At 71.0% G+C, this 13,251-nt stretch carries 11 protein-coding genes; 10 read left to right on the top strand and 1 reads right to left on the bottom strand.

The features are described from left to right. Positions 1-61 precede the first annotated feature (61 nt). From ACNFOC_RS06705 to ACNFOC_RS06750, 10 genes are all read left to right on the top strand, one after another. Positions 62-1,321, top strand: a complete 1,260-nt coding sequence (locus ACNFOC_RS06705) for a glucarate dehydratase family protein (protein ID WP_416957613.1) — start codon at positions 62-64, stop codon at positions 1,319-1,321. Positions 1,322-1,415: 94 nt separating this feature from the next. Beyond that, positions 1,416-2,756: an amidohydrolase gene (locus ACNFOC_RS06710; protein WP_416957615.1), complete on the top strand. Its 1,341-nt coding sequence runs from the start codon at positions 1,416-1,418 to the stop codon at positions 2,754-2,756. Then, positions 2,746-3,798 (top strand): LacI family DNA-binding transcriptional regulator, encoded by a 1,053-nt coding sequence (locus ACNFOC_RS06715; RefSeq protein ID WP_416957618.1) that lies wholly within the window; start codon positions 2,746-2,748, stop codon positions 3,796-3,798. Before ACNFOC_RS06710 ends, ACNFOC_RS06715 begins: the two co-directional genes overlap by 11 nt. 49 nt (positions 3,799-3,847) lie before the next feature. After that, complete coding sequence (locus ACNFOC_RS06720; RefSeq protein ID WP_416957620.1) at positions 3,848-4,609, top strand: glutamine amidotransferase; 762 nt, start codon at positions 3,848-3,850, stop codon at positions 4,607-4,609. Further along, positions 4,609-5,325, top strand: coding sequence for a purine-nucleoside phosphorylase (gene deoD / locus ACNFOC_RS06725; RefSeq protein WP_416957622.1), 717 nt, complete (start codon positions 4,609-4,611; stop codon positions 5,323-5,325). The genes ACNFOC_RS06720 and deoD overlap by 1 nt, the downstream gene beginning before the upstream one ends. Before the next feature lie 100 nt (positions 5,326-5,425). Beyond that, the gene (locus tag ACNFOC_RS06730) at positions 5,426-6,520 is read left to right on the top strand and encodes a BMP family lipoprotein (RefSeq protein ID WP_416957624.1); all 1,095 of its coding nucleotides are present in this window, start codon (positions 5,426-5,428) and stop codon (positions 6,518-6,520) included. A 16-nt stretch (positions 6,521-6,536) separates the two neighbouring features. Next, the gene (locus tag ACNFOC_RS06735) at positions 6,537-8,105 is read left to right on the top strand and encodes an ABC transporter ATP-binding protein (RefSeq protein WP_416957626.1); all 1,569 of its coding nucleotides are present in this window, start codon (positions 6,537-6,539) and stop codon (positions 8,103-8,105) included. Then, positions 8,102-9,241 (top strand): ABC transporter permease, encoded by a 1,140-nt coding sequence (locus ACNFOC_RS06740; protein WP_416957628.1) that lies wholly within the window; start codon positions 8,102-8,104, stop codon positions 9,239-9,241. Before ACNFOC_RS06735 ends, ACNFOC_RS06740 begins: the two co-directional genes overlap by 4 nt. Next, complete coding sequence (locus tag ACNFOC_RS06745; protein ID WP_416957630.1) at positions 9,241-10,203, top strand: ABC transporter permease; 963 nt, start codon at positions 9,241-9,243, stop codon at positions 10,201-10,203. Before ACNFOC_RS06740 ends, ACNFOC_RS06745 begins: the two co-directional genes overlap by 1 nt. 427 nt (positions 10,204-10,630) lie before the next feature. Then, on the top strand, positions 10,631-11,800 hold the full coding sequence (locus tag ACNFOC_RS06750; protein WP_416957632.1) for an esterase-like activity of phytase family protein: 1,170 nt from the start codon (positions 10,631-10,633) through the stop codon (positions 11,798-11,800). Between the two features lie 27 nt (positions 11,801-11,827). Here ACNFOC_RS06750 and ACNFOC_RS06755 read toward each other — a convergent pair whose 3' ends face one another. Next, a complete protein-coding gene (locus ACNFOC_RS06755) occupies positions 11,828-13,141 on the bottom strand; it encodes an MFS transporter (RefSeq protein WP_416957634.1) in 1,314 nt (437 codons plus the stop codon). Positions 13,142-13,251 lie beyond the last annotated feature (110 nt).

Consider the following 13,251-nt stretch of genomic DNA (forward strand, 5'->3'; position numbering starts at 1 on the left):
CGCCGGAACGGGGCAGGATGCCTGCGAAAGTGATCGACCATGGCCTGGAGGCGCTGGGCGCATGAGCAGCACGGCAGGAACACGGATCCGCGAACTGATCGTCACCCCGATCGCCTTCCGCGACCCGCCCCTCCTCAACTCGAACGGCGTCCACGAACCACTCGCCCTGCGATGCGTCCTCCAACTCGTGCTGGAGGACGGCACCGTGGGCCTCGGCGAGTCCACCGGCGGCGCGGTCCGGCTGGAGCGACTTGAGGCGGCCGCGAAGGTCGTCGTGGGGCTGGACGTCTTCGACACGACGGCACTCGTCGCCGCGATCGACACCGCCCTGCTGCCGACCGTCCCCAGCTCCCACGAACGCGGCTGGACCTCCTCGGCGGTGGAGGTGGCCTGCCTCGACGCACAGGGCAAGCTGCTCGGACGCCCGGTCAGCGACCTGCTCGGCGGCAAGGTCCGCGACGCCGTGCCCTTCGCCGCGTACCTCTTCTACAAGTGGGCCGAGCATCCCGCCCTCGACGGCGGGCCCGCGGTCGGCGACGACTGGGGCGAGGCGCTGGACCCCGCCGGGATCGTCGCGCAGGCCCGGCTCATGCAACAGCGGTACGGCTTCCGGTCGTTCAAGCTCAAGGGCGGTGTCTTCCCGCCCGACGAGGAGATCGCCGCGATCAGGGCGCTGGCCGAGGCCTTCCCGGGGCAGCCGCTGCGGCTGGACCCCAACACGGCCTGGACGGCGGAGACCTCGACCTACGTGGCCCGCCAACTGGACGGCGTACTGGAGTACTTGGAGGACCCGACCGCCACCATCGACGGCATGGCGCGGGTCGCGAAGGAGTCGCCGCTCCCGCTCGCCACCAACATGTGCGTGGTCGCCTGGGAGCATCTGCGGCCCGCGATCGAGCAGCGCGCGATCCAGGTCCTCCTCACCGACCACCACTACTGGGGCGGGCTGCGCCGGACCCGTGAACTGGCCGTCGTCTGCGAGGTGTTCGGGCTCGGGCTGTCCATGCACTCCAACTCGCACCTGGGCATCAGCCTCGCCGCCATGACCCATGTCGCCGCCGCCATCCCCAACCTCGACCACTCCTGCGACACGCACTACCCGTGGAACTCGGCCGACGACGTCATCGTCCCCGGGGTGCTGGAACTGCGCGACGGCGCGGTCAAGGTGCCCACCGGCCCCGGCCTCGGCGTGGAACTCGACCACGACGCCCTCGACCGGCTGCACCGGCTCTACCTCGACTCGGGTGTGCGCGGCCGGGACGACACCGCCTACATGCGGCGCGTCCAACCCGACTACGAACTGAGACTCCCGCGCTGGTGACGGGACCGGCTCCGACCAGGGAGCAGGTCACCACAGGGGTTGTGCAAAACGTTTTGGATCCTTAACGTCCGGTTCGAACGGAAGGATCCGCATCATGCGCCGACTCATGGTGACCTCCTGCTCGGTGCTCGTCGTGCCCGAGCGGGGCCCCTGCCGAGTGGAGACGGACCAGGACATCCTGGTCGAGGACGGCATCATCGCCTGGCTCGGTCCGGCGGGCTCCGGGCCGGACCACGCCGGCGCGGAGAGCGTGGACGGTACGGGACTGGTCGCCGTACCGGGGCTGGTGAACGCCCACACGCACGGCCCGATGACGCTGATGCGCGGGGCCGCCGAGGACGTGAGCGTGGAGGCATGGTTCAACGAGCGGGTGTGGCCCATGGAGGTCAACCTCACCCCCGCCGACATCGGCCTCGGCGCGGCGCTGGCCTGCGCGGAGATGCTGCTCAGCGGGGTGACCACCTTCGCCGACCACTACTTCCACGCCGAGCGGATCGCCGAGGCCGTCGTACGCACCGGAATCCGGGCCGACATCGCGCCGACGTACTTCAGCAGCCGGGGCCGGGCCGCGCTGGAGGAGAGCGCCGAGACCGCCGCCGCCCTGCACGGCACCGGCGACGGACGGATCACCGCGTCGCTGGGCCCGCACGCGCCTTACACCGTCGAGGACGCGGACCTGGTCCGGCTCGCGGAACTGGCCAAGGAGACGGGCCTGCGCATCCACATCCACGCCGCCGAGCACCTGGAGCAGACCGAGTCGAGCCTCGCCCGGCGCGGCATCACCCCCATCACCGTGCTGGAGCGGACCGGTGTGCTGGACGCGGGCGCGCTGATCGCGCACGGCTGCGGCATCGTCCCCGAAGACCTGCCGACACTGGCGGCGCACCGGGACCGTACCGGCGTGGCCTGCTGTCCGAAGGTCTATCTGAAGCACGCCCTGTCCCCGCTCACTCCGGTAAGGAGCTTGCTGGGCGCGGGAGTTGCCGTCGGGGCGGGGACGGACGGGGCGGCCGGGCACAACACGCTGGACGTGTGGGAGGCGATGCGGCTGGTCGCGCTGACCCAGAAACAGGCGGAGCGGGACGCCACCTGGATGACGGTCTCCGACACGGTCCGGCTGGCCACGCGCGGTGGGGCCCGGGCGCTCGGACTCGGCGACCGGATCGGCGCGCTCGAACCGGGCCGGGCCGGTGACATCGTCCTGGTCGACCTGGGCGGAGCGCACTGCCGACCGCTGCACGACCCGGTGGCGGCCCTGGTCTACAGCGTCCGGGCGAGCGATGTGCGCACGGTCGTGGTGGACGGCCGGGTCGTGGTCCGGGACGGTCGGCTGCTGACCCTGGACCTGCCGGAACTGCTGGCCGAGATCGAGGCACGCGTGCCCGCGCTCCTGGACACCTCGCACGGCAGAGCGGTGCAGCACTATGACCCGTGAGCCGGACGAGCGCAGCCGCCGGGTGCGGCGGCCCGCGTCGATCAAGGACGTGGCGGCCGCCGCCCGGGTCAGTCCGACCACGGTGTCGCACGTGCTGAGCGGCAACCGGCCGGTCGCCGAGGAGACCGCCGAACGCGTCCGCGCCGTCGTCAGTCGACTCGGCTACGTCCCGGCCTCAACTGCCCGCAATCTCCAGGCAGGTTCGACCAACGTCATCGGTCTGCTGGTGCCCGACATCACCAACCAGTTCTTCGCCGAACTCGCCAAGGGCGTCGACGACGCCGCCCACGACCTGGGCTACGGGGTCATCCTGTGCAACACCGAGTTCGACCCCGACCGCGAGGACCGCTATCTGGAGATGCTGCGCGGCCGTTTCATCGACGGCATGGTGTACGCCTCCGGTTCGCCGCCCTCGCGCGGCCGACTGGCGTCGCTGCTGGGCCGGTTCCCCATCGCCCTCGCGGACGAGGTCGTTCCCGGACTGCTTGAGCAGACCATCCTGGTCACCGCCGACCACCGCGCGGGCGGCCGCCTGATCGGGCAGCACCTGCGGGAGCTGGGCCACCGCCGGGTCCTCGCGATCAGCGGCCCGGTGGACCTGGTCAGCAGCCTGGAGCGGATCGCCGGTTTCCGGGAGGCGTTCGGCGACACCGGAGTCACCGAGGTCGAGGGCGCCTTCGTCGAACGGTCCGGCTACGACCTGGTCGCCACAGCCCTGGAGCAGGGCGGCCGGCGCCGCTTCACCGTGGTGTTCGCCGCCAACGACCTGATGGCACTCGGCGCGATCGCCGCCCTGGAGGACGCCGGCCTGCGCGTCCCCGACGACGTCTCGGTGGCGGGCTTCGACGACATCATGCTCGCCTCCCGCGTCCACCCCCGCCTCACCACCGTCCACCAGCCCGCCTACGACGTCGGCCGCACGGCCGGCGCCCAACTCCTCAGCTACGTCCACCGGGACGAGGTGCCCCCCGCCTCCCGGCACATCCTGCCGGTCCGGCTGAAGGTGCGCGCCAGCACAGCTCCCGTGCGCCCGGCCCGCTGACCACCTCGCACACAGACCACCGCACACATCACAGGAAGGCCGTGCCGCGATGCCCCATGTCCTCGTCGTGGGTGAGTCCTGGTTCACCCACTCCGTCCACCAGAAGGGCTTCGACTCCTTCTTCACCTCCGAGTACGTCGAGGGCGCACACGTCTTCCTCGACGCGCTCCGCGAACGCGGCCACACGGTGACGTACGTCCCGGCCCACGAGATCCCGAGCAGACTGCCCACCACGGCCGAGGGCCTTCAGCCGTACGACGTCGTCGTGATCAGCGACGTCGGGGCCAACAGTTTCCAGCTCACGCCGGAGACCTTCACCCGCTCCGTGCCCTCACCGGACCGAACCGAACTGCTGCGCGCCTACGTCGAGTTGGGCGGCGGCCTGCTGATGGTGGGCGGCTATCTCACCTTCACCGGCATCGACGCCAAGGCCCGCTGGGGCCGCACACCGCTGGCCCCTGCGCTGCCGGTCGCCCTGCACGACCGGGACGACCGGGTGGAGTTGCCCGCCGGGGCCGCGCCGCGAGTCGTCGCCCGGCACCCGGTGGTCGACGGGCTGGACGCGACCTGGCCGGACCTGCTCGGCCTCAACGAGGTGACGGTAAAGGACGGTTCGGACCTCCTCGTCGAGTGCGCGGGCCATCCACTCCTGGCCGTGGGCGGCTACGGCGCGGGAAGATCCGCGGCCTTCACCTCCGACCTCGCGCCGCACTGGGCCCCGCCTGCCTTTCTTGACTGGAAGGGCTACCCCGAGCTGTGGGACCGCCTGGTCCGCTGGCTCGCCCGAACTCCGGTGGGGGAGGAGGCCTGATGGTCACGCCCCACATCTCCGCCGCTGCCGGCGACTTCGCGCCGGACGTGCTGATGCCCGGCGACCCACGCCGGGCACGCCGGATCGCCGAAACGGTCCTTCAGGACGCCCGGCTGGTCACCGACGTGCGCGGCATCGAGGGATACACCGGAACGTACAAAGGCGCGCCGCTGTCCGTGCTGGCCTCCGGGATGGGGATGCCGTCGGTCACGATCTACGCCACCGAACTGTTCCGTTTCTACGGCGTGCGCCGCATCGTGCGGGTGGGCACCGCAGGCGGCATCCCCGCCTCGGTGGGTCTCCGTGACGTCGTCGTGGCCACCGCCGCGCACACCGACTCGGCGATGAGCAGCCGTCGTATCGACGGAGTGCACCTGAGCCATTCCGCCTCCTTCGGGCTGGCCGCGGCCGCCGTACAGGCTGCCGGGACCGGACCGCACATCCACGTCGGGCCCGTGTTCACCACCGACCACTTCTATCTCGAACGGCCTTTGCTGTTCGAGCAGTTGGAGGCGCACGGCACCCTCGCCGTGGAGATGGAGGCAGCGGGTCTGTACGCGACAGCCGCCGCCGAGGGCGGTCACGCGCTCGCCGTCCTGACGGTCAGCGATCACGTGCGCCACGCGGAGGCGCTCACACCGGCCGAGCGCGAGAGCGACTTCGACCGAGCCGTCACCATCGCGGCCGGCGCACTGATCACGGAAACAATCTCCTAACACGAGAGACCAAAAAGACCCGTAGCCAAAACGTTTTGCCTTGCATACCTTTCGACCAATGGCGAAGGACTGCCGCCGCTAGAGAAAGAGAATCCAAGCGATGAACAAGATCAGAATTCTGGGGGCTGTGGCGGCGCTCTCGCTCACCCTCGCCGCATGCGGCGCCTCGACGGACTCGGAATCCTCTCAGGCCGGGAAATCCGGAAAGCTGCGCATCAAGTTCGTCATCAACGGAAACCTCGGCGACCGTTCCTTCTTCGACTCGGCGTACGCGGGCCTGAAGAAGACGGAGAAGGACCTCGGGTACAGCCTGAAGGTCGTCGAGCTGGGCAGCGACCGCACCAAGTGGTCCTCCGGCTTCGAGGACGCGGCCTCCGGTGACGACTACGACGTACTCGCCGCGGGCACGGTCGACACCGTCGGCTTCATCTCCAAGCTGGCCCCCGAGTACCCGGACAAGAAGTTCTGGCTCTTCGACGGATCCGTCGACTACACGGGCAAGAGCGGCTGTTCCAACAAGTGCGCGAACGTCTACTCCGTCACCTTCAAACAGAATGAGGCCGCCTATCTGGCCGGATTCCTCGCCGACAAACTCGTCGCCGCCAAGGCCCTTCCCGGAAGTGGCGGAAACGGGAAGGTGGGAGTGATCGGCGGAGTTCAGATACCGGTCATCGAGGACTTCGTCATCGGTTTCAAGGCAGGCTTCAAGGCGGCGGGCGGAAATCCGTCCTCCGGGGTTCTCGTGCAGTACGTCGGCGGCGACAACCCGTTCGGCGACCCGGCCAAGGGCAAGCAGATCGCCTCGGCGATGTACGGGCAGGGCGCCGAACTGGTGTGGCCCGTCGCCGGATCCTCCGGCCTCGGAGCCTTCGAATCGGCCGTCGCCGCCAAGCGGTACACCTTCGGCGTCGACTCCGACCAGTTCAAGACGCTCACCGACGCGTCCCAGCGGCAGACCGTCGTCACCTCCATCCTGAAGAACGCCGGCAACGCCCTCTACCTGGCGGCCGAGGCGAACAAGGCCGGCACGCTCGCCTACGGCAAGCCGGCCGCCGTGGGTCTGGCCGACAACGGCGTCGGTTACGTCGACAACGCCAACTTCGACAAGCTCGTCCCCGCCGCCGTGCGCACCGAGCTCGAAGCGCAGGCCGCGAAGGTCAAGTCCGGTGCCGTCAAGGTCCCTTCGGCCTTCTGACCTCCGAGGAACACTGGTGGAACCCATTCAGGAAGCCGACGAAACCCTCGCCGGAGCCCCTCCCGCCCTGGAGGCCGTGGGCCTGGGCAAGACCTACCCCAACGGCACCCGCGCCGTCAGCGGCGTCGACCTGTCCGTACCCCGAGGTGAGATCAGGGCGATCGTCGGCCAGAACGGCGCCGGCAAGTCCACGCTGATGAAGCTGCTGTACGGACTCGAACAGCCCTCGGCCGGCCAACTGAGCGTGCACGGGCGGCGGGTCAGGTTCGCCGGGCCGCAGGACGCCATCGCCCTCGGCGTGGGCATGGTCCACCAGAACCTCATGCTGGTCCCGTCGTTCACCGTCGCCGAGAACGTCGTCCTGGGCGTGGAACCGGGCCGGGCGGGCCGCGTCGACCGCGCGGCAGCCGTCGAACGCACCGCGGCGCTGGCCGAGGAGTCGGGACTCGCCGTCGACCCGGAGGCCAGGGTCGACACGGTGTCCGTCGGGATGCGCCAACGCACCGAGATCCTCAAGGCCCTGCACCGCGGCGCCCGCATCCTGATCCTCGACGAGCCCACCGCCGTCCTCACGCCCCAGGAGACCACCGACCTCTTCACGGCGATCCGCCGACTGCGCGACGCGGGCATGACCGTGCTGTTCATCTCGCACAAGCTCAAGGAGGTACGGGAGATCAGTGACCGGGTCACCGTCATGCGCGCCGGTTCGGTGATCGGCACCGTACGCACAGAGGAGGCGACGCCCGCGCAACTCGCGTCCATGATGGTCGGCCGGGAGATGTCCCTCGACGTGTCGAAGCACCCGGCCCGCCCCGGGGCCAACACCCTCCGGGTGCGCGGACTTTCGGGTCCCGCCGTGCACGGCGTCTCCCTCGACATCGCGGCCGGGGAGGTCGTCGGCCTCGCGGGTGTCGAAGGGAACGGCCAGACCGAACTCGTCGAACTCCTCGCCGGACTCCGCCGCCCCACCGGCGGAACAGTCACCGTGGACGACACCGACGTCACCCACCTCGACGCGGCAGGCCACCGCAGGGCCGGCGTCGCCCACGTACCCGAGGACCGGCTGACCAACGGGGCCGCCCTGGACCGCTCCATCGCCGACAACCTGATCGTCGACCGCCACGACCGGCCCCCCGCCGCCCGCCGAGGCATTCTGCGCACCCGCCGCATACGAGAACTCGCCGAGGACCTCATCAGCCGCTACGCGATCCGCGCCCCGCACCCCGACGCGGCGGCCGGCGCCCTGTCCGGCGGCAACCTGCAAAAAGTCGTCGTCGCCCGCGAACTCTCCGCCGAGCCACGCCTGTTGCTCGCCGCACAGCTGACCCGCGGCGTCGACATCGGCGCCATGCACTTCATGTACGAGCGGCTCGTCGAGGCCCGTGACGCGGGCGCGGCGGTGCTGCTGGTCTCCGCCGACCTCGGTGAACTCCTCGCGCTCTCCGACCGGTTGCTGGTCATCAAGGACGGCCGTCTCGTCGCCCGCTTCGACGACCCGGCCGAACTCACCGAGGAGACCACCGGTTTGTACATGCTCGGTGTCGAACGGCATCCGGACGAGCGGATCACGGCAGGTGTCCGATGACCTCGACCATGGAACCGGCGGCGGAACAGCAGGAGTTGCCCGAGACGCGGGAGCGCCGGGAGTTCCTGGCCACCCGACGCCGTACGGTGGCCGTCGAGTTGACGATGACCGTACTGACCGTCGCCGTTGCCGTCCTCATCGCCTTCCTGGTGGTCCTGGCCACCGGCAAGGACGCCGACGGAGCGCTGGACGCCCTGCTCACCGGCCCGTTGGAGCGCACCCCGAGGATCGGCCGCTGGCTCGCCGACGCCACCACGCTCTCGCTGCTCGGCCTGTCCGTCGCCATCCCCTTCCGGGCCCGGCAGATCAGCCTCGGCGCGGAGGGCCAGGTGTACGCCGGTGCCCTGGCGAGCGCCCTGGTGGCGATCAACCTCCATCTCCCGCCCGTAGCCGCCGTGTTGGTGCCGCTCGGCGCCGCCGCCCTCGCCGGGGGAGCGCTGGGCGCCGTACCCGGAGTGATGAAGGCCCGCCTCGGCGCCAACGAGATCGTCGCCACGCTGATGCTGAACGCCGTCGTGGTGCGCGTCTTCGACTACCTCCTCACCGACCACCTCAAGGCCCCCGGCAGCAGCGCCGTACAGTCCGCCCCGGTGCGCCCCGACTCGGCGCTGCCCCTCCTCTCGAACTTCTTCGAAGTCCCCCTGGACCAGGCGAACATCGGCCTGTTCGGCATGCTCGCGGTCGCCGCGGCCGTCTGGTTCCTGCTCGCCAGAACCCCGCTCGGCTACCGCATCCGCGTCACCGGCTCCAACCCGGACTTCGCCCGCTACGGCGGTCTCGACGTGCCCCGCACCATCGAGTGGAGCTTCGTCATCGGCGGCGCGCTGGCCGGCCTCGCCGGAGCCCACCTCGCGCTCGGGATCTACGGCGGCCTCCAGCCCGACATGGCCGGCGGCCTGGCCTTCGAGGGCATCGTCGTCGCCCTGCTGGGCCGCAACAATCCGGTCGGCGTGGTCGCCGCCGCGCTCCTCTACTCGTATCTGCGGGTCGGCGGTGACGTCATGGAGCAGCAGACCGACGTCGGCTCCGACGCCGTGACCATCATCCAGGCGGTCATCGTGCTGCTCGTGACCGCGCGGGCGCTGCCCGAACTCGTCAAGCGGTACCTGGGTCGTGTCCGAAGGGAGGCCCGCTGATGGGCTCCGTCCTCGACGTCGTGCTCAGCACGGCATTCCTCGCGGCGATCCTCGGGGTGTCCACGCCGTACGTCCTCGCCGCCCTCGGCGGGCTGCTCGCCGAGCGGGCCGGGGTGCCCAACATCGCGCTGGAGGGCTCGATGCTGAGCGCCGCCTGCGCGGGCGCGCTGGTCGCCGGGTACAGCGGCTCGGTGTGGGCCGGAGCCGTCTGCGGGATCGCGGCCGGCGCGCTGCTCGCGCTGCTGCTCGGCGTGCTGCACCTGTACCTCGGCGCCGACGCCATCATCGCGGGCATCGGCCTCAACCTCCTTGCGGCGGGGGCGACTTCGTACACCGTGTTCGCGCTCCTCGGTGACAAGGGCGGCACCAGCAGACTGCACAGCGGCGCGCTGCCCTCCGTCCGACTGCCGCTGATCGAGGACATCCCGGGAGTCGGCGCGGTGCTCAGCGGGCAGAACGTGCTCACTTGGGCAGCCCTCGCCGCCACCCCGGTGGTCGCCTGGCTGCTGTACCGGACCCGGTTCGGCTTCCATCTGCGCGCGGTCGGGGAGCACCCGGAGGCGGCCCGCTCGGTCGGCATCCACGTCCACCGGGTCCAGTTCCGCGCCCTCGCGCTGAGCGGTGCGCTGGCCGGGGCGGCCGGTGTGTTCCTGAGCATGGGCGCCGTTTCCTTCTTCGTCACCGGCATGACAGCGGGCCGCGGTTACATCGCCCTGGCTGCCGTGTTCCTCGGCGCGCTCCGCCCCTGGGGCGTCTTCCTGGCCGCCCTCGGCTTCGGTACCGCCGAGGCCCTCGCCGTCCAACTCGGCAACCTCGATGTCCCGGGTCAGCTGGTGTCCGCGATTCCCTACGTCTTCACCCTGCTGGCCCTCGCGTTCTTCGCCTGGCGCCGCCGCCGCGCGTCACGCACCGACGCCGCTCCCGCACCACTCACCGGCCCGCCCGTCCTGGAGTCCCCATGACGAAGTACGGCCGCCCGCGCGAACGTGACCGAGGCGGTCGGCGCGGGACGTAACACCCGTCCGCCGCCCCGGAGTTGCTCACGGAACCCCTGATCCCGCGTCCGGCCTCCTGCGCCACCAGGCACCTTGCGGGGCCTCCATGCCGATGCGCGCCCGCCCACCCGAGTGTGTCCGAGGTGGGCGATGCGGCGCCCAACACCCGTCTGCCGCATCCGAGTTGCCGACGGAACCGCACAACACACACCCGGTCCTCCCGGACCATCCGGCACCTCGCGCGGCCTCCATGCCGATGCGCGCCCGCCCACCCGAGCGTGACCGAGACGGGCGACGCAGAGCCCAACACCAGTCCGTCGCACCCGAGTTGCCCACGGAACCGCACAACACACACCCGGCCCTCCCGGCCCACTCAACACCTCACGGAGCCTCCATGTCCGCTCGCACCGCCCGCGCCCGGATCATCGCCACCGCCGTTGCCCTCGCCTCCCTGCCCGCCCTCGTCGGCACCCCGGCCGCCGCCCAGGACAGCCGCGTACGGCTGGACTTCCTCGGTGAGCGGGAGCTGCCGTACGCGATGTCCTTCCAGGGAACGACCGTCGGCGGGCTGTCCGCCATCAGCTACGACGCGAAGACGGGCACGTACTACCTGATCAGTGACGACCGGTCACAGACCGGGCCCGCCCGCTTCTACACCGCACGCGTCGACTTTGCCCAGGGCGCCCTCACGAGGGTCGAACTCACCGGCACCCACCCGTGGTTGCGCCCGGACGGCGGTACCTTTCCGCCCACCTCGACCGCCACCTCCACCGTGGCGCCCGACCCGGAGGGCATCGCCGTGGACCCGCGCAGGGGCGGCCTGGTCTGGACGAGTGAGGGCGAGCGGATCGTCCCGTCCGACGGGCCGGCTCTCCTCGGCGATCCATGGATCCGCCGTGCCACCACCACGGGCGCCTACACCGGGCAGCTCCCCCTGCCCCCGCAACTGCACATGAACTCCCAGGAGTTCGGCCCCCGCCAGAACCAGACCCTGGAAGGAGTCACCTTCACCCCGGACGGCCGGCGGATCGTCACCGCCATGGAGGACCCCCTCTACCAGGACGGCGCCGACCCCACCCCGGAGCATGGTGCCCTGACCCGCATCACCGTCCACGACGCGGACACCGGGCTGCCCCTGGCGCAGTACGCCTACCCCCTGGAACCGCTGTTCGCCACACCGACGGCGGGCAGCACCGACACCAACGGCGTCAGCGACATCGTGTCCCTCGGCCACGACCGCTTCCTGGTCCTGGAGCGCGCCTCGATCTACAGCGACAACAACTGGAAGGACCGCATCTACCTGGTCGACCTCCATGGCGCGACCGACGTGCTCGGCCGTGACTCGCTCGCCGCCGCGTCGGGGCGCGCGATCAAGCCCGTCCGCAAGACGCTCGTGACGGACCTGTCCGACGTCCCCGGGCTGTCCCGGGTCGACAACGTCGAGGGCATCACCCTCGGCCCGCGCCTCCCCGACGGCCGCCGAACCGTCGTCCTGGTCTCCGACAACAACTTCGCCGCCCGCCAGGTGACCCAGATCGTCGCCTTCGCCGCCCACGGCATCTGACGGCCACCCAGCGCGCCGCGCCTCCCCTCAACGCGGCCTGGTCGACGGCTCGTTGGGGAGCATGGCGTGCGGCGGAGGGTTGGCGGACGCGCGCAGCGTCGGCTCGGTGCGCAGGTGGATGAACGTGATGAGCAGGGCGACCGCCTGTACGGCGGCGCAGCACAGGACGACCGTGTCGAGGTGGGTCGGCGGGGTGACGGCTACGAGGATGCCGGCCACCGGGAAGGGCAGCAGCAGGAGCAGCATGGTCAGGGAGAGCGTGGTGCCGAAGGCCGTCGCGGGGATGACCAGCGAACGGAGGGTGCGCAGGACGACGGTGAGGCCGCCGTCGCCCGCCATGAACAGCGCGATGAGGACCACGTAGGCGGCGTAGGACGGGGCCTGGGGGAGGGCGAGGCAGGCCGCGGAGGCGAACGTCGCGCACACCACCCCCACACCCCACAGGTCGATGCGGCTCAGCGCGAGCCGGCAGCACGTGATCGCCAACAGGGTCGCGGCAGCGGCGACGGACCACAGGGTGCCGACGTCGGCGGAGGAGCGGCCGAAGTTCTCCACCACGATGATGGGGCTGGCCGACTGGAGCAGGCCGAGGGCGAGATTGGAACAGGCCAGGCCCGCCACCAGCCAGCGCAGCGCGGGCAGTCGGTGCAGCTGGCGCAGCCCGGTCCGCAGACCGCCGGGTGTGCGTTCGCCGTCCGGCCGTGCGGAACGCAGCGGGGTGGGCGGGGTCTGGAGTCCGAGCACGGCCGCCAGCAGGGACAGCCCGGTCAGGCAGCCGAGCATCCAGCCGGGACCGACCAGCAGCAGGAAGCCCGCGAGCAGGGGGCCGACGAGCATCGCGGTCTGGTCGATGCCGATGAGGACCGACTGCACTCCGTGGGGCCGGTTCTCCGCCCGCCGGGTGACGATCGCGCCCACGGCCTCGTTCGCGACGAAGCTGAACTGGGTGAGGGTGCCGGTCACCGCGGCCAGCACCAGCACGGTCACCGTCTCCGCGGTGCCGCGCGGCAGCATCACCAGCGCCACGGCCGCCCCCGCCAGCACCAGGGCCCGCAGGAACGAGGCGAGGAAACACACGATCGCCGCGCCGCGCCGGTCCACCACATTGCCCGCCAGCACGAACGCGGCGATCCGCGGCGTCCACTCCAGGGCGAACGCCAGGCCCGTCAGTGACGAGGACCGGGTGATCGCCAGGACCAGCAGCGGCATGGCGTACGTCGACATGGAGAACGCCAGGGCGTCGCTGGTGCGCGGTGCGTAGATCCGTCGGAACAGGCTGCCGGACGGAACGGCTGCATGGCGACCGGCCGGCGGCCGGTCCTCGTGCAGAGTGATGGCCACGGAATGGAAAGCTTTCGGTGAGGCGTATCACGGAGGGGGAAACGGTTGGTACCGACCAGGGGCGAAAAGAATTCGCAGGAGGCGGGGAGAGGGGGAAAGCCCCTATGGGC

The organism is Streptomyces colwelliae (assembly GCF_048158785.1).
Lineage (GTDB): Bacteria > Actinomycetota > Actinomycetes > Streptomycetales > Streptomycetaceae > Streptomyces.

Bases quoted from the DNA above. Each gene is read 5' to 3' on its own strand.
- ACNFOC_RS06705 (WP_416957613.1), top strand. From the start codon at position 62: ATGAGCAGCACGGCAGGAACACGGATCCGCGAACTGATCGTCACCCCG.
- ACNFOC_RS06710 (WP_416957615.1), top strand. From the start codon at position 1,416: ATGCGCCGACTCATGGTGACCTCCTGCTCGGTGCTCGTCGTGCCCGAG.
- ACNFOC_RS06715 (WP_416957618.1), top strand. From the start codon at position 2,746: ATGACCCGTGAGCCGGACGAGCGCAGCCGCCGGGTGCGGCGGCCCGCG.
- ACNFOC_RS06720 (WP_416957620.1), top strand. From the start codon at position 3,848: ATGCCCCATGTCCTCGTCGTGGGTGAGTCCTGGTTCACCCACTCCGTC.
- deoD (WP_416957622.1), top strand. From the start codon at position 4,609: ATGGTCACGCCCCACATCTCCGCCGCTGCCGGCGACTTCGCGCCGGAC.
- ACNFOC_RS06730 (WP_416957624.1), top strand. From the start codon at position 5,426: ATGAACAAGATCAGAATTCTGGGGGCTGTGGCGGCGCTCTCGCTCACC.
- ACNFOC_RS06740 (WP_416957628.1), top strand. From the start codon at position 8,102: ATGACCTCGACCATGGAACCGGCGGCGGAACAGCAGGAGTTGCCCGAG.
- ACNFOC_RS06745 (WP_416957630.1), top strand. From the start codon at position 9,241: ATGGGCTCCGTCCTCGACGTCGTGCTCAGCACGGCATTCCTCGCGGCG.
- ACNFOC_RS06750 (WP_416957632.1), top strand. From the start codon at position 10,631: ATGTCCGCTCGCACCGCCCGCGCCCGGATCATCGCCACCGCCGTTGCC.